Source organism: Streptomyces sp. NPDC034670, from assembly GCF_055574875.1.
The window spans coordinates 50,352-70,577 of the sequence record NZ_JBVITR010000038.1; the positions used below are offsets into that span (position 1 = coordinate 50,352).

Sequence of the window (20,226 nt, forward strand, 5' to 3'; positions counted from 1 at the left end):
CCCGTCGGGGCAGGGTGACCAAATGGGTCCCCTGCCCCGACGGGGCTCGGTCGGCCGGGCGGCGGGTCACCGGCGCCCGGCCGGGGCCGGTGCCGTGTGCGGCGCTCTCCGGCTCAGCCGAAGTTCACGTCGCTGCACCACATGTAGGCCTGGTCGAGGTGCGAGGCCTGCCAGATCACGAACAGGACGTGGTGTCCGGTGTAGCCGGAGGTGTTGACGTTGAACCTGATGTCCTGCGCCGGGGCGAAGCGGCCGGTCTGCGTGATGAAGTCGAGGTTGCCCCAGCCCAGGGTCTGGGTCTTGGGGTTGAAGCCCTGCTTGCTCACGTAGACCCTGAAGTAGTCGGCACCGTGGGACGCCTGGTCGTGCAGCTGGACCGTGAAGTTGTTGCTGACGTTGGTCGTCTTCCACTGCCCGGGCTTGTTCAGGCTGGCGTTCCTCGAGAGGTTGTTGCTGCAGAGCGTCCCGTCGGGGGTCCGCGCCTGGAACTGGCCACCGAGGCCGTCGCGGAGCGCGCTCATCCAGTTCCACATGGTGTCGGGGTTGGCCTGGAACGCCTGGTAACACATGGGGTCTTCGGTCTGCATGGCCGGACTCATGTGGTTGCTGCCCCACGTCTTCCAGCACTGGTACGCGCGGGAGGCGGGGTTGACGATGGTGCCGTGAGCCTGGGCGGGGGCCGACCAGGCCAGTGCGCCGACGATTACGGCGAACACCATGACGAGCGCCTGGAGGGGCCGGCGGAGGAACGACCGCGAACGCCCGGTTAACGGACTCTGATTGCGCATGTGGGGGGAACTCCTTCCAGTGGTAAGACTGTCGTGGGAGCGCTCCCAACAGTACGTCCTCTGAGTGAAATGTCAATGAAACAAACGAAGTTGATCACATAGGTGGGAGCGAGCGGGGGATCTGCCGTGAGCCGGGAGTCGGAACCGTTCCCGGGACCGGAGAGCGAGGATGCGGCCTGGACCGGTGGGCCGGGCGATCTCGGCGGATCCGACCGCGACTCGTCCCGCCTGCGGGCGAAGCTCCTCCGCCCGCACCCGGGCAGCAGCCTTCCGCTCCTTTGACCATCCCAGCCATCGACTGCGTCGGCCGACTTCTCTTCACCGGGCCAGGGGTGAGCCAGCGAACCCTGTCACGGCGACACCGGGAACATGCCTGACCGAAGAAGCCCGGCCCTCACATCCGGAGGGGCATCGGCCTACCATGACGCCGCGTCAACTCGCGGTCTTGCAGATCCGGACCAGCAGGGGAGACTGCCTTTACGACCGGGCCCGCCCGGCCCCGGCAGCACCACGCCAAGCAGGTCGGTCCACCGTCACTCCACCGAGACGAGGTCTCATGAACCGAAACCGAGCCACCGTCAGCGCGGTCGCCGTGGCCCTGTTCACCGCCGGCCTCACCGTCGGCCCGGCAGCCGCCGCCACCGCCGCCGAGGCGAAGGCCCGCGTGGGAGCCGACTGGGCGACCCAGTCGATCGTCTTCACCGCCGCTGCGGGACAGACCAACAACCTCAACATATTCTCCATGTACACCAGCGACGGGATCCGGCGGATCGGCTTCAGCGACGTGGTCCCGCTCGAACCGGGCGACCACTGTGCGTACTCCAGGCCCGAGGACACCACCTCCGTCGTCTGCGAACTGCCCGCCGACAGCCCCCGGCCCGACAGGATCGACGTCTTCCTCGGCGACGGCAACGACACGATCGCCGCCTTCACCCCCGGGATCGGCACCGTCAGCGGTGGCCCCGGCGACGACGAACTGCACGCCCACACCGCGCGCACGGTGCTGGGCGACGCGGGGAACGACATGGTCATGGGACCCGCAGCCCTGCACGGCGGCGACGGCATGGACCACCTGATGGGTGACAGCAGCAACCAGCAGATGTGGGGCGGCCGGGGCGACGACATGATCGAGGGCTACGGCGGTGACGACATCGTGCACGCCGGCCCCGGCGACGACCACGCCATGGGCGGGGACGGCCGCGACATCCTCCTCGGCGGCCCCGGCAACGACACACTGGACGGCGGAGGCGGCGACGACCTCGTCTGCGGTGGCACCGGGAAGGACGCCCTCGAAGGCGGACCCGGCCGCAACATCGTCCTCCCGTAAGCGCGCCTCCGTGCCCGAAGGCCCTGGCCCGCGGCGCGGACAGCGTCGCGGGCGCCGAGCCACCGCCGTCGGCGACCCGCCACCCGAGCCGCGTCGACCGCGAACGCCGCAGACGTCGGCCCCGCGCGACACGAGGTGACCCGGCGGAACCGGACCGCCGGGCCTGTCGGTCGGCGCGGGCACGAGTCTCCACGTTGCTCGGCCTACCCGATCCCGTGGAGACCCGGCAGGCCAACCAGACCGGGGACCCAATCCGGTGAGCCCAGGAGGTCACAGCACGGGTCCGTCTTCGAGGATCAGCAGGTGGTGGATCACGGCAGGGCGGTGCGTCGTCATGAACTCACCGATCAGGGGTGGGAACTGCTCGCTCCGCCGATACCGAGAGCTGCCACGGGCCGGCCACGCGTGGACGACCGGCGGGTCGTCCACGGCATGGTCCACGGGATCCGTACCGGGATCTCGTGGCGTGACCCGCCGGAACGCCCCGGGCCGTGGCGGACGGTCCACACCCGCTTCGCCGTTATGCCCTGGACGGTGTGTCCTCTAAGTGCTGGTTCTCTCCGCCTGAGGAATTGACCAAAGAACAGGATCATGGAAATCTCACACTTTACGCGTTCTCGCATCGCCCCTGTTGCGGCAGTCCTCGGGGCAGGCGCACTGCTCGGCGTGGTCGGCCCATTCGCGAGTAAATTCGACAACCCGGTCCTCCAGGCCGTAGGCGTCGTATTTTCCGTGGGATGGTCGTGGGCGTGCTTCGCCTTCCTGGTCGGTTACTCCCGGCGGTCAAGAATTGAGGCATCACTGCTGGCGTCGTCGGCGCTGGCAGTGGGCGTGGCCGTGTATTACCTTTTCAAGTTTCTGAGCCCCAACGTTCCGGCCGGGGGACAGGTCATCTCCGGTGCGGGCGACGGCCTCCTCTCCAGGGCCCTGTTCTGGGGGGCAGCGGCATTCGCTTTCGGTGCGCCCGTCGGGCTCCTGGGGAGTATGGCGAGAACGCCCGGCCTCGGCGGTCTCGGGTTCCGCCTGCTCGTCCCGTCGATCGCCTTCTTCGAGGCATCCCAGCGGCTGGCGGCGGAGGCGGGCGGCTCGCAGGGCCGGGTCGTCGACATGGTCCGGGCCTCGGTGCGCGCGCTCTCGGCCGTGGCCGTCGTGCTGCTCGTGGGCCATGCAATGTGGAACTGGTGGTACGGCCGGGGCACGCGGCAGCCTGCCCCGGCGAAGCGCCTCTGACGCATCACCGGTACACAGTCCGGGCGGCCCGGTCAGCGGCGGCGGTGAGGGGTGCGACGGGGCCGACCCCGGGGGCGTGGCTCTGTTCACCCGGTTGTGGCAGCATCCTCGATGCCGGGGTCGCCGACGGGAAGACGGGCCTGGTGGACTCACGGCATGACGACACTGCCGCGCCGTTTCCTGAGTGCCCTCGACCGCTTCAACGCCGCCCACCCCTGGGACCACAACGCCCACTACCACCGGTGGATCATGCGGCAGCTCCCCGGAAGCTTCCGCATCGCCCTGGACGTCGGCTCCGGCACCGGCGACCTGGCCAGACTCCTGGCCACGCGTGCTGCAGCAGTGGACGCAATCGACTCCGACCCGGAAATCGTCGCCCGAGCACAGGAGTTGACCCCTCCGGACGCTCCGGTGACCTTCACCACCACGGACGTGCTCACCGGGATCCCTGCTGCTTCCTACGACGTCATCACCTGCGTCGCCGCCCTTCACCACCTGCCGTTCACCGACGCCCTCGCCCACTTCCGCCGGCACCTGGCACCCGGAGGGACTTTGGTGGTCGTCGGCCTCTGGCGTGCGCACACCTTCGGCGACCATCTGCTCGGTGCCGCCGCCCTTCCACTGAATGCCGCCACGGGCTGGATCAAGAACAGGGGCCGCACGGCATGCCTGCCGGCCTCGATGACGGCACCGGTCCGACCGGCGACCATGAGCTTTCCCGAGATCGTCCGCGAAGCCCGACGCATACTGCCCGGTGCGCGACTGCGCCGCCGACTGTTCTGGCGCTACACGCTGGTGTGGCACCAGGACTGAACCCGGAAGCCACGCGAGCGGTCCGTCGAGCCTGTCCTGACCCACATGCCGTCCGTCCGCCCCGCCCACGGCCGACTCGTGATCAACCCCGGCAGCATCGGCACGCCCTGCGGACGAACCGGAGCACACCGGGCCCTCCTGGGTCCGGGCGTCGAACTCCGCACCACGCACTTCGACCTCCAGGCCGCAGCCACCCGGCTCAGCCAGGAATCGTCCTGCCCCGGCATCACCGAGTGGGCCGACTACTTCCTGCACGCTCGCGCGACCGACACCGACGCCCCCGCAGTCCGTGACACTGGCTCCCCTCCACGACAGCGGGCAGCCGCACACCGACCACACGATCAACGCCACCCACCAGTCCGGAGGGCCGTGGACGGCCATGCGGTTTGGTGCGGCCGCGGTCAGGACGGCGGAGGCCGGCGCGTCGCCGGAGGCGAAGCCGGGGAGCCCGGCCGGGGCGGCCCGGTCGGCCCGGGCCGCAGTACTGCGGCTGAGGGAGGCGTCGCGCACGGCGGCCACGGCGGCCGTCGTCGCTTGCCGCACCTCGGTCTCCGCGACGGCCATGAGCGTCCCGGTCCAGCGGGTGTCGGCGCGCAGACGCTTCCACGGGCGTAGGCCACGGTGGGGCCGGTGATCAGGTGTCTGCCGAGGGCGATACCCGGGTCGGTCGCCGTCCCGTCCGGCACGGCATCGTCCGGCACGACGTGGTGGACGAGTCCCCACCGCTCTGCCCCGACGGCGCTGAACCGGCCACCGAGCGGCGTCAGGCCCGTGGGTCAGCGCCCTGCGGGTGTCACGGGTTCCAGGTCATGGTGGCGTAGACCCGGTCGAAGCGCCGTGCGGCCAGGTCCTGCCGGGCGATCGACCATGAGTAGCAGGACATCTCCAGACCGTCGATCCCGTGCATCCACTGGGCGAGACACACCCAGTCCTCGGGACGTACGTCCGTATCGGGCGTCGGCAGTTCGCCTCGGGCCACCGCTCGTGCCGCCTCCCGTCCGGCCGCCACGCTGGGGTCCTCCGCCCAGTCCTCGTCCTCGGCGTATCCACCGAGCTGAAGCCCGCGTCCGATGTCCTCGCCCGGCATCTCCGCCCACACCTCGACCAGTTCGTGTGCGTGAGGGTGCTCCGGGTGATCCGCCCAGTTCATAGGGTGCCCGGGAGCGTACACCGAGGTGTAGTACGGCAGGGAGACGCCGGTGCTCAGGCGGAGCAGACCTTCCGGGAGATCCGTTTCGTAGGGGTAGTTCTCCCATCCCGGGTCGAGGTCCACGGGGCGTTCCTCGACGGGCGTGCCGGCGGGAACGTGGAGCGCGGTGCCCAGGTTTTCTTCCCCGATCCGGTCGGGGTCGGGGTTGGCGAACAGCAGCAGGTGGCCGTCGGCGGGCAGGTCGAGGTCGGTCGCTCCGGCGGGCAGCGCGGCGAGGTCGATGGTGGCGGCGAGCTTGCACCAGGGGTCGGGGGCGTCCACGGGGAGCATGAGGGGCCCGCCGAGCCGGCCCACCACCGGCCCGTCCACCATGGAGCCCAGCAGGGCGCAGGGTCGGGCGGTGGCCACCCACCGCGCGATGTCGTCCGGGGGGATGCCCTCTGCGAGGGCCCTCTCACGGAACTCGTTCAGTGTGTCCAGGTTTTCGGGGGACATGGGGAGTCTCCTTGCGGCCAGGCCGGTTCGATGGGGGAAACGCGCCGGGGGAGCGGCGGATCGTGGACGGTCAACGGTGCAGCGTGACGGTCACGCCGCGTGCCCTGAGTTCGGTCACCACGGGATCGGGGACACCCGACGGCGAGGTCGCGTTCCGTTCGGCCAGGTGGACGTGTGTCAGCGCCGGCATGTCGAGCAGCTGCCGGATGTCCCCGAGCGACCGGCAGTGGCGCAGGTCGAGCTCGGCGAGGTGGGGCAGAGCGGTGAACAGGGTGATGTCCTTCAGCGCGGCCCAGCGCGGGCCGGCCACGGTGAGCGAGCTGAGCCGTTCCACGGGTATGTCCTCGACCAAGGGGCCGTCGTTCAGGGTCCGCAGGGTCAGTTCACGCAGGCCGGAGCAGTCCCGGAGGGCGCTGAGCGATTCCAGGTCCTCCATGTACAGCAGGGTCAGCGTGGTCAGTGGGGATCCGGACAGGTCACCGAGGTCGCGGACGGCGGAGCCGTTGATCATCAGCGTGCGCAGCGCGGGCAGGCGGCCGAGACCCCTGAGGTCGGCCAGCGCGGAGCAACTGGTGAACGTCAACGCCCGCAGTGCCGGCAGCTCACCCAGACCTTCGGTGGTGCGCAGTACCGGGCTGCCGTGGATCCCGAGCTTCTTCAGCCGGGGGTGACCGTCCAGCCCTTCGAGCGTCGTCAGCTCGTTGCAGTTGTCGAGTTCGAGGGACTCGAGTCGAGGGAGAGCCGCGAACGGCGAGAGGTCGTGGAGCTGGTCGCCGCTCAGCTGGAGGTGGGCGAGGTTCGGCAGTCCGGCGAGTCCGTCCAGGCCGGTGAGAGACCCGCAGGAGCGGAGATCCAGGGATTCCAGAGCGGTGAGCGCCCCGCTCAGCGGACGGAGGGAGCGCACCTGGGTGTGACTCAGCCTCAGTCGACGCAGACTGCTGAGGGTCAGCAAGGGCTCGAAGTTCTCGACGGCGCCGCACCGGTTCAGATCGAGGCGGGTGAGCCGGGGAAGACGGCCGATCGGGGTGAGGTCCTCCACGCTCGTGCAGCCGCCGAGATCGAGGTCCGTGAGGCCGGTGAGCTCACCGACCTCGGTCAGGTCGGTGAGCTCGTCGCACTGGTAGAGGTCCAGCTTCCTGAGCATCGTGAGATGCCGCAGACCGTGCAGGGAGGACGCGTGCGGCAGCCGCAGTTCCGTCCTGCCCTCCTGACGGAACGCCGGAGCGAGCAGGTGCTCGGCGAAGCTGTCCGGGTCAGGGTGCGTCCTCCACATGCGGATGAGGAACTTGGACGCGTACGGGTCCACAGGGGTGAACCGGGCGGCCAGTTTCAGGGCATGCCCACCGTCACCCGGCGCGGACAGGGAAACCAGTTTCCTGACAGCCTTGCGCGCGCGGTACGCCGGGGCATCCAATTTCTCGCAGAAGCCGAACGGGTCTCCGTCGGCGATCGCCCACAACCGGAGCAGTTCCTCGGTGGAGCAGTCGGAGACGCCGCTGTACCGCACGGCCAGATCCAACGCCTCGTTGCCGCCGCCGGACGCTGCCGGCAGCATGAGCTCCCTGACCGCCTCGCCCGCTTCGGCAGCGCTCGCGGTCTCCAGGAGCGTCCTCAACTGTGCTACTCGCGCCGTTGTGCTGTCGCCCTGCGGGTCATCGGCGGGCGCCCCGGGGGGAGTTGTTCGTGTCATGGGAGGACTGTAGGGGCCGGGTGTGACAACGTGATCGGCGAATGGTCCCTGACCATGGTGGTTCCGCGTACACCGACGGCTACGCCGGATCCGGCACGGGGCGCGCGGGGAGGCCGCCGTCCTTCTCGCGGCGCAGTTCCTTGACCAGGGTCAGCGAGAAGGCGTGGATGTGGACCACGGTCGTGCGGGCGTTCTCCCGCACGGTGGACTTCGGGACCGGGTCACCCGTCGGGGACGCAGGAGCGACAGGTTGCCCCACTCGGCGGGATGTCCACCTGTCCGTGCACCACCCCCGGAGGTCGCCGTCTCCGGGCTCGTGAACGGTCCCGGGGACGTCTCGGCCCGCATCCTGCGCCGGGACTTCACCAGCCGCGTGGATCGAGCGATCACGGACGGACACTTCCGGTCCCCGTCGTACCTCGCGGCATCGTGCGGCGGAGCACCGCTGTCGGTCGTCCGGCAGTACGTCGAACGGGCCTTCCCCGTGATGGTGGACATGCTTCGTTGATCACGCGGCGGGCGTGAACTCAGCAGCGTGGTGGCGTCGTTCGTGTTCGTTGGGGCCGGGGTGGCCGCAGGCGGAATGCCGACGGCGGGTGTGGCAGCGGGTCAGCCGGGCGAAGACCTGGTTCCTGCAGGTGACAGGGGCGCCGTAGTCGCGGGCGTCCTGGAGGGTCTCGCGTTGGAGCGACGCGTGGAAGCTCTCGCAGGCGGCGTCGTCCGCGCTGGAGCCGACCGCGCCCATGGACCGGGTCACCTTGGGCTGGTCGCAGAGGCCGGCGAAGGCCCTCGAGCCGCATGGCGCTCCGTGGTCGGAGTGGAAGACGGGGCCTTCCAGGCCGCCGCGGGTGCGGGCGGCCATCGGCAGCGCGTCGGCGACCAGGCCGGTGCGCGTGTGGTCGGCGATGGACCAGCCGACGACCTTCCGGCTGAAGCAGTCCGGCACCGTCGCGAGACAGAGGACCCGCCGTCCGCCAGGGGCAGACAGGTGATGTCTCCCGTGTAGGTGCGGCCCGGCTCGACGGCGGTGGAGTCCCGCCGGAACAGGTCCAGGACCTGGGAGGCAGCCGGGTCCGGGACGGTGGTGCGGACGCGTCTGCGCAGGCGGATGCCGGTGATCGCACAGGGCCCGGCGGAGCCGGTCGCCGGTGTGGTGCTCGATCTCCCCGGCGAGGGTCGGCACGTGGATGCCGTCGATGGCGGTGGCCACAGCCGGCGACGCGGTGGGGGGAGGGGCGGGGAACAATCTGCGGGCGGGCATGGTCGGGGAAGGTGTGGTCGTGGAGGGGACAGTGTCCCCGGGCCTCACCTATCGCCTGCAGGGACGATCGTTCGGCTGAAGCCCTGCAGAGCCTTTCGCCGCGTAGGCGACCGCCCTTCACGACCACATCCTCGTCCGCGCCCTCCGCCCGGCTTTCGCCGGCCGGAGGGCGCGGAACGTCGTCCGGCCGTGTTCTGCCAGCGGCCGTGACGTTGCCCTGATCATCGCTCCCGTTGGCTCCGTCCATGAGGGAAGGCATCGGCAAACGGGTCCAGGTGGTCGTGGTGCCGGCCAATGACTCGGGTGGCGACAGCGCCGGCCGCCCGGTAGCTGAATGAGACCGCCACGACCCCGCCCGCTGCTCCCTCCGACGGGCGAGCAAGTCGGCCGGTCAACAACCTGATCATTGCCCGCGTGGGGACAGGACGGCACCGGCGGCCGGGCGATGTAGCAGGGGCAGCGGTGCTGCGCTTTGCTGGTAACCGTGGTTTGTCCGCACGTTCTCGACGGCGGTCCGCTGGGGCGTCTGTCATGCGCGGAGGCGGATACATGCGCTGAGCAGCGGAAAGGGACCTGTTCGTGGGGTATGCAGCCGTGCCGGAGCCTGGCGGCCTGCCGTGGGGCGGCCCGGCCGAAGGTGCCGGCAATGGCTGAGGATGCGGCGTCCTCGCTGGTGCGGCTGATGCAGGCCGGGCACACCGTCACGCTCGAGCAGCTTCCTCGATTGGTTGCCGAGTACGCCGCTGTGGCCGGTATGCATGCCACGGCCGTGTTCCTGGTGGACATCCAGGAGACGGTGTTGCGCCAGCTGACGGGACAGGGGCTGGATGCCGGGGACGGCGGGCAGGAGTTCTCCGTCCAGGGCAGTCTGCCCGGCCAGGCCTTCCAACGCGTGGACCTCCTCGCCAAACCGGACAAGGCCGGCGGTGATACGGGCCGGCGCCGGTGGTGGGTGGCCATCACCGACGGTGTGGAGCGGCTGGGGGTGCTGCGGGCCGACACCGACACCGATGACGAGCCGACCCGTCAGGCACTGCGCGATCTGGCCTCCATGATCGCCCTGCTGCTCCTCAGCAAGCGTTCCTTCAGCGACTCCTACGCCCGCCTGGTGCGCACCGAGCCGATGAACGTGGCCGCGGAGATGCAGTGGAACCTCACTCCGCCGCCCGCCTACGCCGGACAGGAAGCCACCGTGGGCGCCGTGATGGAACCCGCCTACCGCGTCGGCGGTGACGCCTTCGACTACGCCGTGGCCGGCACCACGCTTCATCTGGGCGTCTTCGATGCCATGGGCCACGACACCACCGCCGGGATCACCGCCAATGTCGCGGTGGCCGCCTGCCGCAACGCCCGCCGCCAGGGCGCCACGCTGGCCGACACCAGCCGGCAGGTGGAGGGCATCCTGATCGAGCAGTTCGGTACCAGCCGCTACGTCACCGGCATCCTCGCCGACCTCGACATGGAAACCGGACGGCTGACCTGGATCAACCGAGGCCACCACCTGCCGATCCTGCTGCGCGGCAACCGGTGGGCCACCGAACTGGCCTGCCCCCCGGCCGGCCCCATGGGCGCCGACCTCGGACTGGTGGTGACCGAGGCCACCGAGCAACTGGAGCCCGGGGACCGCCTGCTGCTGTACACCGACGGCGTCATCGAGGCCCGCGACGCCCAGGGCCAGGAATTCGGGCGGGACCGTTTCATCGAGTTCATCCTGCGCCACCACTCCGGCGAGCACACCCTGCACGAGACGCTGCGCCGGCTGATGGCGGCGGTGCTGGACCATCACGACGGCAAGTTCGACGACGACGCCACCGTGCTGCTCACCGAGTGGCGCGGCGGCCACCAGCAGGAGCTGACCCCGTGATCCGCGGCCCGCACAGAAAGAAGCGGTCGTGAGCGTCGACCGACCCGCCTCCTTCGACCGGCACGACACCTTGGAGCCGCGGGTGCGCCCACCGCGCGCCGACCGCTCCCTCGTGAGGGTTCCCGGCGATCTCGACCTGCACACCGCCTCGCGACTCGCCACCGTCCTGCAGTCGCTCCTGCACGGCAGCAGCCACAGCGCGCTCGTGGACCTGTCGGGCGTCGCGTTCCTGGACTCCACCGGGCTGACCTGCCTGACAGCGGCCTACCGCACGGCCGGAGACACCGGCGCCGCCCCGGTGCTGATCGCACCCAGCGAGCGCGTACGGCGCATGTAGGCCCTGACCGGCACCGATCAGGTACTGCACAGTTATCCCACCGTGGACGCCGTCCCTGACGGACCACTGGGACATTCCTGACGGAAGCGGAAGCTGACCGCCGGCGGGACAACCGAACGGCACCGGCACCGACGCCGGCATCGGCAACGTCCGGAGGCGCACCGTGCGTCCCCCAGGGCACACCCGGGACCCTGTGCAGAGCCCGACCGCCCTACCTGGTCACACGTCAAGACGCACCCGGCAACCGGCTCGGCCTCTGTGCGCTCCGCGCCCCGGCCACAGCGAGCTGATGCGAAGTCGCCCACGTCCGCTCCTGAATACCGTTGCTGCTGGCAGGCGGTTCAGACAGCAGCGCAGCAGGACACCTGGCTGCCCCGGGGCACCGATCGTGCGGTTGGCGGCCGTGGTGGCCGACCGCCAGGGCCACTGGGCCCCGGGGAATGCGGCGGCCCTCCCGGCTGCGGTCCGGGCCGTGATCCTCACCGTTCTGTTCATCGTCCCCGAGATCAGGAGGACCACGATCCAGGGCGGCGGTCCGACGGCCCCCCCAAGCCCAGTCGGCGGTCGGGAAGCTGCCCGGTTACGCGCCTTCAGGACGACACTCCGTCGATGTGGGCGCCAGCACTCGAGATACAAGCGTGGCTTCGGGCGTTTCTCCTTTCCAGCTCTCGGTGGGTCCAGGATGATCCAACCTGCGTCCGCGCAGCACAGTGCTGCGCCGCCCGACCGCTGATGAGGGAGACCGAGATGGCCACCGGCACGGTGAAATGGTTCAACGCGGAAAAAGGCTTCGGCTTCATCGAGCAGGACGGCGGCGGCCCTGATGTGTTCGTCCACTACTCGGCCATCGTCGGCGGCGGATACCGGGAACTGCATGAAGGCCAGAAGGTCCGCTTCGACGTCACGCAGGGGCAAAGAGGGCTGCAGGCCGAGAACGTCACGCCGGCCTGATGACACCGGCTTGCGCCTGCGAGCGTTCCTGGCCCGTCTAGGGTCTGTTGAAAAGTGCTGGTCAGAGCCGGTGTGGCCCTCAGGTGCGGCTATGGGACGGTCCGGCGGTGGTGCGCCAAGTCCGGGCAGGCCCACACCGGCGCGCTGCGCCGCCGACGGCCACGGCCGGGAGACGAGCGGCATCCGGACGAGGTCTTCGTCAAGATCAACGGCGAGTTGAAGTACCTGTGGCGGGCCGTCGACCAGGAGGGGATGGTGCCGGACATCCTCGTGCAGGACCGGCGGGACACCGCCGCGGCCCGGCGGTTCTTCCGCCGGCTGCTGAAGAGGACCGGTACGGTGCCGCGGGTGATCGTCACGGACGAGCTCCGCTCCCACGGTGCAGCCCACCGCGAGGTCCTGCCCTCGGTGGAGCACCGCTGTCAACGTCCTTGCTCCATGATCGCGAGCAAGCGTGCTACCGGTCTGCGTCAGGGGCCAGCAGGATCGGCAGGACCCGGCGCAGTTCGCGTTCCCAGTACGGCGGACTGTGGGTGCCCCGGTAGAAGTGGGTGGTGACGTGGACGCCGGCTTCCTGGAGGCGACGGGCCACGGTGCGTGACTCGTCGCCCATCACGGCCTCGGTCAGCGAGATCACCTCGTCCGGGTAGAGCGGGGCCAGGTCCGCCAGGCCGGGGATATCGGGGTCCGGCTCGGTGCCCGGCGGGTCGAGGGCGCCCGGGGTGCCGTCCCCGGCGGCGATGTGGACCCGCGTACCGCGGAGCCGTTCGGCGAGGTGGTAGGGGTCGTTCTGCTGCCAGACGTGGCGCTGGCGGACCGGGTCGCCCCAGATCCTTCGCCACGGCACTCCGAGGTACTCCGCGCCGCCGCTGACTGCCTCGGGGTACTGGAGGGGGTGGAGGAAGCCACCGAAGCTGGCGGCGGCCCCGAACGTCCCGGGACGGCGTGCCGCGTACTTGACGGCCCCGTACCCGCCTTGTGACTGCCCGGCGATCGACCGCTGCCGTCCGGCCCCGTAGTCGCGCTCCAGGAGGGTGAGCATCTCGTCGAGGTGGAAGGTCTCCACGGCCGGGGCGCCACCTGTCCCGTTGTTCCACCAGTCGCTGTAGAAGCCGTAGAACGGCATCTGGGGCATGACGACGAGCGTCTTGCGCAGTTCGGGCCATTTCTCGAGGTGGTACTCGTCGGTGTAGCTGCGGTGGTCCCCGCTGCCGTCGGGCAGCAGGTAGAGCGTCGGCCAGTGGTCGTCGGGGCGCCGCGAATTCCAGCCGTCCGGGGTGAGCAGCCGTACCTTCCCGGTGCCTGCGAGGGCCGGGGACTGGATGGTCAGGTCGAGCAGCCGGGGTCCGGTCCGCTCCTCGCCGACGACGCGGGCCGGGCGTTCGGAACGACTCGCCGGAGATTCCCGGGACGCCGGGGCGGTCGCTGGAGCATCCGTGGCGGGGATTGCCGCTGCGGGAAGCAGCCCGACGGCCGGCACAAGAGCGGCCACCAGGACGACGAGACCGCGACGGGTGCGTATGGTCATCCCCCCAGGGTGACCGGGCCAGGACGCACCGGCATCCGGCAGGTCACGGATGTTGACCCGGACGGCCCCCTCAAACGCTCCGAACGACGACCGGCCCCCCTTGTGCGGTTGTGCCTCCGCTTGCCGTTCGGTTTCCACGAGGTCGAGGAGCTGATGCTCCAGCGCGGCATCGGCCGCGGCGTCATCGTCGCCCACGAAACCATCCGCCGCTGGTCCGTGAACAGACCTTGTCCCCGGCGCCGGCGTCAGGACCGCCACCAACCTGTCCGAACAACACGCCTAGCCGGTCTCAGCACGGCCGGCGCGGTGGTGCCGCCGCTGCGCTCGCTCATCAGCCCGCCCCGCGAGGGACCCGGTGAGCAATTGGGATTCCCGTGCGGGAGTCTCGGGGCGGCCCTCGCCCGCGGCAAGAGGGCTGCATTGCCGCGCGGCGCCCGGGGCGGCGCACCGCCGCGTCCCGGGCGCCAGGCATCCGGCGTCAGGCCACGGTCACCTCGTGCCGCACGACCGCGTCGAACAGGTATCCCTCGGTGTTGTGGACGGAGACGTCCGGCTGGGTGCGGCCCGCCGTGTCGGTGGCGCGGGCCAGCAGGTGGGCGGTGCCCCGGGTGAGAGGCTTCCAGGTGACGGACCAACGGGTCCAGGTGTCGGCCCGCGGCCGGTCGTGCAACCGGGCCGGCCGCCAGCTCGACCCGCCGTCGGTGCTGACGTCGACCCGCGCGATCGGGCCCGCGCCCGACCACGAACGGCCGGTCAGCACCTGGCTCCGGCCCGCCGTGAACCTCGCGCCGCGCGCCAGCTCGAAGGAGCTCTTGAGGGTCTGCCGGGTCAGCGGCGCACTGCCGCCCTCGGGGTGGGCGGGCCCGAACAGCCGGTAGAAGGCGGTGTTCCACGGCGAGAACAGCGGCTGCGCGGACACCTCGATGTCGCCGACCCATTTGATCGACGCGATGCCCACCCAGGAGGGCACCAGCACCCGCACCGGGTACCCGTGGTCGGGCGGGAGCGGCTCACCGTTCATCTCGTAGGCGAGCAGGACGTCGTGCAGCGCCTTGGGCAGCGGCAGTGGCCGCCGCACCCTGCCGAGGCTCTCCCCGCCGCTGACGTACCCGGCGTCCAGGCCGCGCGGCTGCACGTCGACGGCGTACGGGGACAGGCCCGCCCGGCGCAGGACGGTGGACAGGGGCACGCCGCGCCAGCGGGCCACCCCGATCGCGCCCAGCGTCCAGGGGGTGCCGCCGACCGTCTCGCCCTGCTGGGTGGTGTAGCCGCTGCGCCCGTTGCCGGCGCACTCGACGAACGCGGTGCGGGTGACGGACGGCAGCCGGCGCAGGTCGTCGTAGCCGAACTCGGTCGCCCTGTCCTCGCCGGGCCCGCCGCGCAGTCCGCTGCCCCACAGCCGCAGCCGCCAGTCGCGCGCCTCGAGGAGCGGTGTGGTGGTGTGGTTGCGCACGAAGAACAGGCCGTTGGGGGTGTGGTGACCGGTTCCGCGCAGGGCTTCCCAGCGGGTCTCGGCGTTGGTGCCGCGGCGGATGAACACCTCGGGCGGCAGCGGTTTGACGATCGTGTCGCCGTCGGCGGCGCGGGCCGGCGCGGACAGGGGCAGCGCGCCGGCCGCGCCGGCGGCGAGCAGGGCGAGCAGGAGGCGGCGGCTCACGCCGTCCGCCCTGGCCTCGCCGGCCAGCCACTGGCGCAGCCGGTGCCGGTCGTAAGCGGTCTCGTCGGGGCGGGATGAGGGCGCTGCGGATGAGGGCATGGCGGGGTCCTCGTGGTCGTAGGGCCGCAGGAGGCGACGGTGCGCGGCGGGCGGGAGCGAGGGGAGCCCGCAGGACGGGCCGCCGTGAACGGCGGGCCGGAGAGAAGTGCCGCGGGGAGGCGCGTCGGTCAGCCGGGGAAGCGACACGGCGCGGCGGCCACGCGGACGAGATCCACGGTGCGGCGGCGCGTCAAGGACTCCAGCGGTGGCATGGCGCGATGCAAGCACGCGCCGTCCGGACGTGTCAACGCACCGTCAGGTCCGCGCGCCCGCCGCTTCGGCGGACCCACAGGTCCCGGGTGACGGCCCTGCGTGCTCAGCATGTGAGATGTTCCCTTCTTTTCCTACGGACTTGGTAGGGAAACCTTGACGGTGTCCGCGGGGGTGCGCAGCATGAGGGGCATGTCCCCCGTGCAGCAGCGACTCGTACGCCGTCGGCATGTCGACTTCGGTCATGTCGTCAGTGCCTCCTGCTGTCGCGCCTGAGGCGCGGCTCGCACGTCCGACCGCGCACCCCGGCCATCCTTCCCGGCGCCCGCGCACCACCGTGCGTCCGCCGGGACCCGACACCGCATCCGAGGGACGACCGCCATGACCACGGCACTTCCGCACCCGACCGCCTCGCTCCGTCCGTCGCTGTCCGACACGCACCACCTCCACCTGGTGGCCGACGAGGTGCGGCGCCACGCCGAGGACCCCACGCCCGCACCGCTCGTCGGCTACCTCCTGCTGGTCCCCCGGGGCACCGATCCCACCGAGCTGTTCGTGAAGGACCGGCCGTTGCCCGGGTTCCGCCTGGTGCACGCCGGCGACGCGACGCCCGTGCGGCAGCCGGCGGACGACGCCGTCCGCATCGACACCGCGCGCCGCACCGCCGAGGTCGACGGACGCGAACTCGACCTGACCCACCTGGAGTTCGAGCTGCTGGCGCACCTGGTGCACCACCCCCACCTGGTGCAGTCGCGCGAGCGGCTGGTGGCGGCCGTCTGGGGGTACCACCACGTCGGCGACGGCCGCACGGTGGACGTCCACGTCGCGCGCCTGCGCCGCAAGCTGGGTGCGGCCCACCGGCACCGGATCGTGACCGTCCGGAGCATCGGCTACAAGTACGTCCCCGACCACCAGGACAGCCCCCACGCCGCAGCCCGCGGCCGATCCTGAGGAGAGCACCGCCATGTGCCCTGCCGCCGCGCCGACCCGCCCCGCACCCCCGGCCGAACCCGTCGCGCACGGCCGGGCGCACTGGCTGCGCGTGGCCCGCGAGGCGGCGGACGACCTGGCCACGGACACCGTGATCCGGGACCGGGCCGGCAAGGCCCCGGTCGACGAGGTGTCCCGGCTGCGCGAGGCGGGACTGCTGACCCTCCTCACGCCGGCCGAGTCGGGCGGCGCAGGCGAGGACTGGGCCACGGCGTACGCGATCGTCCGGGAGATCTCCACCGCCGACGGCGCCATAGGCCAGCTCCTCGGCTCCCACTACTTCCTCTCGTGGAGCGCCCGGTTCTTCGCGGACCCCGGGGCGGCCCTGCGGACGGCGGAGCGCTCCGCGGCCGGACAGTGGTGCTGGGGCGGCGGGTTCGCCCCGCAGGACCCCCCGCTGACACTGGCCCGCACGTCCCGGGGCCTGGTGCTCGGCGGCCGCCAGAGCTACCCGACCGGGGTGCTGGTGGCCGACCGCGTCGCCGTGCGGGCCGTACGGGAGGACACCGGCGAACCCCTGGCCGTCGTGGTGGACCCGGCCCGCCGGGGCGTGGTGGTCGACGCGACCGGCGACACCTTCGGGCAGCGGCTCGCGGCAGGCGGCAGCGTGGAGTTCGACGACGTGCCGGTGGGCGGCGACGACATCCTGGGCTCGCTGTCCGCGGACGAGGACCACCTGGCCCCCCGGGCCGCCCTGGCCGCGCCCGTCGCCCGGTTGTTCTCCGTGCAGTTGCTGCTCGGCATGGCCGAGGGAGTGCTGGCCGAGGTCCGCGAGTACAGCAGGGCCGGGCACCGGCCCTGGCAGCCCGTCCCGTCGGCCGGCTTCCCCGACGATCCCCAGGTCCTCACCGCGTACGGCGAGCTCACCGTCCTCACCCGCTCCGCGTCCGCGCTGAGCGACCAGGCCCTGGACGCCGTGCGGCACGGGCTGGAGCGCGGCGAGGACCTGACCTACGACGAGTGCGCCGACGTCTCCGCGCTGGTGTCCATGGCCGAGACCGCGGCCTCCCGGGCGGCGCAGGAGTCCACCACCCGCGCGCTCGACATCGTCGGCCCGCGCTCGGCGTCCGCGCGGCTGGGCTTCGACCGTTTCTGGCGCAACGCCAGGACGCACACCCTGTACGAGCCCGTCGCACACCGGCTGCGCGACGTCGGGGACTACTTCCTCAACGGCGCCCACCCCCCGTTCGTCCTGCCGGCCTGACCCCCGGGGCCGGGCCGGCAGGACCCTTTTCGAGGACGTGTCGTGACCTGGTCCACCACACTCACCGGACTGGCCGCGGGCCTGGTCATCTCGGTGGCGACCACGCCCGCGGGCGTGTCCGGCGCGGTGTTCCTGCTGCCGGTGCAGCTCAGCGTCCTCGGGGTGCCGAGCCCCGCGGTCACGCCGACGAACCTGCTGTTCAACGTGGTGGCCGGGCCCGGGGCGCTGCTGCGGCACCACCGCACGGGCCTGCTGCGCGACCCACTGACCCGCCGTCTGGTGAGCGGCACCCTGCCCGGGGTCGTCGTGGGCGCCGCCGTACGGGTGTTCGCCGTCCCCGGGGCCACCGTCTTCCGGCTGCTGATCGCCGTGCTTCTGGTGCCGCTCGGGCTGTGGCTCGTCCGGCGCACCCTCCGCCCCACCCGGCCGGCCGAGGACGCGGAGCCGTCACCGCGCGCCGTGACCGGACTGGCCCTGGCCGTCGGGGTGGTCGGCGGGATCTACGGCATCGGCGGCGGCTCCCTGCTCGGGCCACTGCTGGTCGGGCGGGGCATGTCCGTCGCGCGGGTGGCGCCCGCCGCGCTGGCCTCGACCTTCGTCACGTCCGTGGCCGGCGCGTGCGCCTTCGCGCTGCTGTCCCCGGCGGGCGCCGGCGACGTGGCTCCCGACTGGTACCTGGGGCTGGCCTGCGGGCTGGGCGGCCTGATCGGCGGCTGTCTCGGCGCGCGGCTGCAGCCGCGGCTGCCCGAGACCGGGCTGCGCCTGCTGCTGGGCTCACTCGCCACCGCCGTGGGCGTCCTCTACGCCGCGCAGGCGCTGAGCTGACCACCGTCTCCGCGCCCCCGACCGCGGGTGGAGGGCGGGCGGAGGCGGTACGGGACAATGACCGCATGCGGGTCTCAGCCAGGGCGGACTACGCGGTACGCGCCGCGCTGCAACTCGCGTCGTCCGGGGACGGCGGGTCGCTCGAGGCCGAGGCGATCGCCGGCGCTCAGGACATCCCGCACAAGGCCCTGGAAGAGCGTCCTGAACGCCATGCGCCGGGGTGGCCGCGTTGGCGGATGCCCCGAAGGCCTGGGTGAATCCCTGATTCCCGCCCACGGCCAGGGGCTTCTCACCCTGTGAGCGAGTGACGTCCATCATATGAACTGCCTCTTGGGGTGGGGGCCGCTTTCTGTCACGATCCCTATCAGCCAGGTAGGAAAACTAGGGTTCCGCAGGGGGTGGCCATGACCGCGCGTCCGTACGCCGTCGTCGCGTGCCCCCTGCTGACCTCGCGCCGCCACATCGACTTCGGCCGCGCGTCCAGCGCCATCTGTCGGCCGGCCTGAGGCCCCGCCGGGACCGCGTCCGCGGCCGGCGGCGCCCGCCCGCTCCTCGCACCGCACCTGCCCACCGAGGCCACGGCCGCCTCCCCGCATCCGGAGGCCGGCCCGACGGCCGTGCAGGCGCACGCCCATGAGCCACGCCCGTACGCCGGCCTCGCCCCGGTCCCCCTTTCCCGAGAGGACACCTCCGTGTCTGTCGCACGACCGTTCACCGCCCTGCGCACCCTCGCCGTCGCAGCCGCGCTCCCGCTCCTGCTCACCGCCTGCGGCTACGGTTCCGAAGCCACCGACGACGGCAGGCGGAGCGAGGGCGCGGCGGACGCGGAGAAGCTCTCCGCCGCCGAGGTGAGGATCGGCTACTTCCCCAACCTCACCCACGCCACCGCCCTGGTCGGCGTCCAGGAGGGCCTGCTGCAGAAGGAACTCGGCGGCACCACGCTCAAGGCGTCCACCTTCAACGCCGGCCCCTCCGAGATCGAGGCGCTGAACGCCGGCTCCCTCGACATCGGCTGGATCGGCCCCTCCCCCTCCATCAACGGCTACACCAAGTCGAACGGCAAGAACCTGCGCATCGTCGGCGGTTCCGCCTCCGGCGGCGTGAGGCTCGTCGTCAACCCGGACAAGATCAAGACTCTGGACGACCTCGAGGGCAAGAAGATCGCCACGCCGCAGCTCGGCAACACCCAGGACGTCGCGTTCCTCAACTGGATCGCGCAGAAGGGCTGGAAGGTCGACGCGCAGAGCGGCAGGGGCGACGTCTCCGTCGTCCGCACGGACAACAAGACCACCCCGGACGCCTACAGGTCCGGTTCCGTCGACGGCGCCTGGGTGCCCGAGCCGACCGCGTCCAAGCTGGTCTCCGACGGCGCGAAGGTGCTGCTCGACGAGGCGGACCTCTGGCCCGACGGGAAGTTCGTGATCACGAACATCATCGTGTCGCAGAAGTTCCTGAAGGAGCACCCGGACGTCGTCGAGGCCGTGCTGCGCGGCTCGGTGCGGACCAACGAGTGGATCAACGCCCACCCGGAGAAGGCGAAGGCCTCCGCCAACGCGGCGCTGGAGAAGCTGGCGGGCAAGGCGCTGCCCGCCGAGGTCATCGACCCGGCCTGGGAGTCCATCACCTTCCTGGACGACCCGCTGGCCGCCACCCTCGGCGCCCAGGCGGAGCACGCGGTGCGGGCGGGGCTGCTGGAGAAGCCCCGGCTGAAGGGCATCTACGACCTCGCTCCGCTGAACAAGGTCCTCCGCGCCGAGGGCAAGGACGAGGTCGACGACGCCGGCCTCGGCGCCGGATGACCGCGGAT

At 71.6% G+C, this 20,226-nt stretch carries 19 protein-coding genes and 4 pseudogenes; 15 read left to right on the forward strand and 8 right to left on the reverse strand.

Annotation, left to right across the window (positions count from 1 at the left end; translation table 11 throughout):
• Positions 1-113: 113 nt before the first annotated feature.
• Positions 114-788 (reverse strand): lytic polysaccharide monooxygenase auxiliary activity family 9 protein, encoded by a 675-nt coding sequence (locus ACZ56B_RS23155; RefSeq protein ID WP_468793744.1) that lies wholly within the window; start codon positions 786-788, stop codon positions 114-116.
• A 556-nt stretch (positions 789-1,344) separates the two neighbouring features.
• Here ACZ56B_RS23155 and ACZ56B_RS23160 point away from each other — a divergent pair.
• The gene (locus ACZ56B_RS23160) at positions 1,345-2,115 is read left to right on the forward strand and encodes a calcium-binding protein (RefSeq protein ID WP_468793747.1); all 771 of its coding nucleotides are present in this window, start codon (positions 1,345-1,347) and stop codon (positions 2,113-2,115) included.
• A gap of 270 nt (positions 2,116-2,385) precedes the next feature.
• On the opposite strand, the gene ACZ56B_RS23165 is transcribed toward ACZ56B_RS23160, so the two are convergent.
• Positions 2,386-2,556 carry a hypothetical protein gene (locus ACZ56B_RS23165; protein ID WP_468793804.1) on the reverse strand — a complete coding sequence of 57 codons (171 nt, stop codon included), beginning with the start codon at positions 2,554-2,556 and terminating at the stop codon, positions 2,386-2,388.
• On the opposite strand from ACZ56B_RS23165, the gene ACZ56B_RS23170 reads away from it, so the two are divergent.
• The 4 genes and pseudogenes from ACZ56B_RS23170 to ACZ56B_RS23185 form a co-directional block, all read left to right on the forward strand.
• Positions 2,491-2,691: a transposase gene (locus ACZ56B_RS23170; RefSeq protein WP_468793801.1), complete on the forward strand. Its 201-nt coding sequence runs from the start codon at positions 2,491-2,493 to the stop codon at positions 2,689-2,691. The two genes, ACZ56B_RS23165 and ACZ56B_RS23170, sit on opposite strands and share 66 nt — an antisense overlap.
• A 408-nt stretch (positions 2,692-3,099) precedes the next feature.
• The gene (locus ACZ56B_RS23175; protein ID WP_468793750.1) at positions 3,100-3,345 is read left to right on the forward strand and encodes a hypothetical protein; all 246 of its coding nucleotides are present in this window, start codon (positions 3,100-3,102) and stop codon (positions 3,343-3,345) included.
• A 156-nt stretch (positions 3,346-3,501) separates the two neighbouring features.
• Positions 3,502-4,158 (forward strand): class I SAM-dependent methyltransferase, encoded by a 657-nt coding sequence (locus ACZ56B_RS23180; RefSeq protein ID WP_468793752.1) that lies wholly within the window; start codon positions 3,502-3,504, stop codon positions 4,156-4,158.
• Between the two features lie 39 nt (positions 4,159-4,197).
• Positions 4,198-4,437: pseudogene (locus tag ACZ56B_RS23185) on the forward strand (metallophosphoesterase family protein); the annotation flags it as partial.
• 514 nt (positions 4,438-4,951) lie between these two features.
• On the opposite strand, the gene ACZ56B_RS23190 reads toward ACZ56B_RS23185, so the two are convergent.
• The 3 genes from ACZ56B_RS23190 to ACZ56B_RS23200 all read right to left on the reverse strand — a co-directional run bounded on the left by ACZ56B_RS23190 (position 4,952) and on the right by ACZ56B_RS23200 (position 7,695).
• Positions 4,952-5,803: a DUF1963 domain-containing protein gene (locus tag ACZ56B_RS23190; RefSeq protein WP_468793756.1), complete on the reverse strand. Its 852-nt coding sequence runs from the start codon at positions 5,801-5,803 to the stop codon at positions 4,952-4,954.
• A gap of 70 nt (positions 5,804-5,873) precedes the next feature.
• Positions 5,874-7,493 (reverse strand): leucine-rich repeat domain-containing protein, encoded by a 1,620-nt coding sequence (locus ACZ56B_RS23195; RefSeq protein ID WP_468793759.1) that lies wholly within the window; start codon positions 7,491-7,493, stop codon positions 5,874-5,876.
• 79 nt (positions 7,494-7,572) lie between these two features.
• Positions 7,573-7,695: a hypothetical protein gene (locus tag ACZ56B_RS23200; protein WP_468793761.1), complete on the reverse strand. Its 123-nt coding sequence runs from the start codon at positions 7,693-7,695 to the stop codon at positions 7,573-7,575.
• A 114-nt stretch (positions 7,696-7,809) separates the two neighbouring features.
• Here ACZ56B_RS23200 and ACZ56B_RS23205 point away from each other — a divergent pair, with 114 nt between their 5' ends.
• Positions 7,810-8,001 carry a transposase gene (locus ACZ56B_RS23205; RefSeq protein WP_468793763.1) on the forward strand — a complete coding sequence of 64 codons (192 nt, stop codon included), beginning with the start codon at positions 7,810-7,812 and terminating at the stop codon, positions 7,999-8,001.
• On the opposite strand, the gene ACZ56B_RS23210 is transcribed toward ACZ56B_RS23205, so the two are convergent.
• Positions 8,002-8,754 carry a transposase gene (locus tag ACZ56B_RS23210; RefSeq protein ID WP_468793766.1) on the reverse strand — a complete coding sequence of 251 codons (753 nt, stop codon included), beginning with the start codon at positions 8,752-8,754 and terminating at the stop codon, positions 8,002-8,004.
• Positions 8,755-9,400: 646 nt separating this feature from the next.
• Here ACZ56B_RS23210 and ACZ56B_RS23215 point away from each other — a divergent pair.
• The 4 genes and pseudogenes from ACZ56B_RS23215 to ACZ56B_RS23230 all read left to right on the forward strand — a co-directional run.
• Positions 9,401-10,618, forward strand: coding sequence for a PP2C family protein-serine/threonine phosphatase (locus ACZ56B_RS23215; RefSeq protein WP_468793769.1), 1,218 nt, complete (start codon positions 9,401-9,403; stop codon positions 10,616-10,618).
• A gap of 28 nt (positions 10,619-10,646) precedes the next feature.
• Positions 10,647-10,955 (forward strand): STAS domain-containing protein, encoded by a 309-nt coding sequence (locus tag ACZ56B_RS23220; protein ID WP_468793772.1) that lies wholly within the window; start codon positions 10,647-10,649, stop codon positions 10,953-10,955.
• A gap of 747 nt (positions 10,956-11,702) precedes the next feature.
• A complete protein-coding gene (locus ACZ56B_RS23225; RefSeq protein ID WP_468793775.1) occupies positions 11,703-11,906 on the forward strand; it encodes a cold-shock protein in 204 nt (67 codons plus the stop codon).
• A 90-nt stretch (positions 11,907-11,996) separates the two neighbouring features.
• Positions 11,997-12,335 (forward strand): annotated as a pseudogene (locus ACZ56B_RS23230) (DDE-type integrase/transposase/recombinase); the annotation flags it as partial.
• Positions 12,336-12,462: 127 nt separating this feature from the next.
• Here the strand turns inward: ACZ56B_RS23230 and ACZ56B_RS23235 are convergent.
• Positions 12,463-13,434 (reverse strand): annotated as a pseudogene (locus ACZ56B_RS23235) (alpha/beta hydrolase); the annotation flags it as partial.
• A 33-nt stretch (positions 13,435-13,467) separates the two neighbouring features.
• On the opposite strand from ACZ56B_RS23235, the pseudogene ACZ56B_RS23240 reads away from it, so the two are divergent.
• Positions 13,468-13,653, forward strand: a pseudogene (locus ACZ56B_RS23240) (hypothetical protein); the annotation flags it as partial.
• A gap of 259 nt (positions 13,654-13,912) precedes the next feature.
• Here the strand turns inward: ACZ56B_RS23240 and ACZ56B_RS23245 are convergent.
• A complete protein-coding gene (locus tag ACZ56B_RS23245; RefSeq protein WP_468793778.1) occupies positions 13,913-15,190 on the reverse strand; it encodes a sulfite oxidase in 1,278 nt (425 codons plus the stop codon).
• Between the two features lie 591 nt (positions 15,191-15,781).
• Here ACZ56B_RS23245 and ACZ56B_RS23250 point away from each other — a divergent pair.
• The 4 genes from ACZ56B_RS23250 (at position 15,782) to ACZ56B_RS23265 (ending at position 20,218) form a co-directional block, all read left to right on the forward strand.
• Entirely contained in the window at positions 15,782-16,351 is a 570-nt protein-coding gene (locus tag ACZ56B_RS23250; RefSeq protein ID WP_468793781.1) for a winged helix-turn-helix domain-containing protein, read from the forward strand.
• A 13-nt stretch (positions 16,352-16,364) separates the two neighbouring features.
• Positions 16,365-17,594: an acyl-CoA dehydrogenase family protein gene (locus ACZ56B_RS23255; protein WP_468793784.1), complete on the forward strand. Its 1,230-nt coding sequence runs from the start codon at positions 16,365-16,367 to the stop codon at positions 17,592-17,594.
• A 42-nt stretch (positions 17,595-17,636) separates the two neighbouring features.
• A complete protein-coding gene (locus tag ACZ56B_RS23260) occupies positions 17,637-18,419 on the forward strand; it encodes a TSUP family transporter (protein WP_468793786.1) in 783 nt (260 codons plus the stop codon).
• A 692-nt stretch (positions 18,420-19,111) separates the two neighbouring features.
• On the forward strand, positions 19,112-20,218 hold the full coding sequence (locus ACZ56B_RS23265) for an aliphatic sulfonate ABC transporter substrate-binding protein (RefSeq protein ID WP_468793789.1): 1,107 nt from the start codon (positions 19,112-19,114) through the stop codon (positions 20,216-20,218).
• The last annotated feature ends 8 nt before the right edge of the window (positions 20,219-20,226 follow it).

Excerpts from the sequence above, each read along its gene's own strand:
- ACZ56B_RS23250 (WP_468793781.1), top strand. The coding sequence starts at position 15,782 with ATGACCACGGCACTTCCGCACCCGACCGCCTCGCTCCGTCCGTCGCTG.
- ACZ56B_RS23190 (WP_468793756.1), bottom strand. The coding sequence starts at position 5,803 with ATGTCCCCCGAAAACCTGGACACACTGAACGAGTTCCGTGAGAGGGCC.
- ACZ56B_RS23255 (WP_468793784.1), top strand. The coding sequence starts at position 16,365 with ATGTGCCCTGCCGCCGCGCCGACCCGCCCCGCACCCCCGGCCGAACCC.
- ACZ56B_RS23195 (WP_468793759.1), bottom strand. The coding sequence starts at position 7,493 with ATGACACGAACAACTCCCCCCGGGGCGCCCGCCGATGACCCGCAGGGC.
- ACZ56B_RS23245 (WP_468793778.1), bottom strand. The coding sequence starts at position 15,190 with ATGCCCTCATCCGCAGCGCCCTCATCCCGCCCCGACGAGACCGCTTAC.
- ACZ56B_RS23155 (WP_468793744.1), bottom strand. The coding sequence starts at position 788 with ATGCGCAATCAGAGTCCGTTAACCGGGCGTTCGCGGTCGTTCCTCCGC.
- ACZ56B_RS23175 (WP_468793750.1), top strand. The coding sequence starts at position 3,100 with ATGGCGAGAACGCCCGGCCTCGGCGGTCTCGGGTTCCGCCTGCTCGTC.
- ACZ56B_RS23160 (WP_468793747.1), top strand. The coding sequence starts at position 1,345 with ATGAACCGAAACCGAGCCACCGTCAGCGCGGTCGCCGTGGCCCTGTTC.
- ACZ56B_RS23180 (WP_468793752.1), top strand. The coding sequence starts at position 3,502 with ATGACGACACTGCCGCGCCGTTTCCTGAGTGCCCTCGACCGCTTCAAC.
- ACZ56B_RS23210 (WP_468793766.1), bottom strand. The coding sequence starts at position 8,754 with ATGCCCGCCCGCAGATTGTTCCCCGCCCCTCCCCCCACCGCGTCGCCG.
- ACZ56B_RS23225 (WP_468793775.1), top strand. The coding sequence starts at position 11,703 with ATGGCCACCGGCACGGTGAAATGGTTCAACGCGGAAAAAGGCTTCGGC.
- ACZ56B_RS23215 (WP_468793769.1), top strand. The coding sequence starts at position 9,401 with ATGGCTGAGGATGCGGCGTCCTCGCTGGTGCGGCTGATGCAGGCCGGG.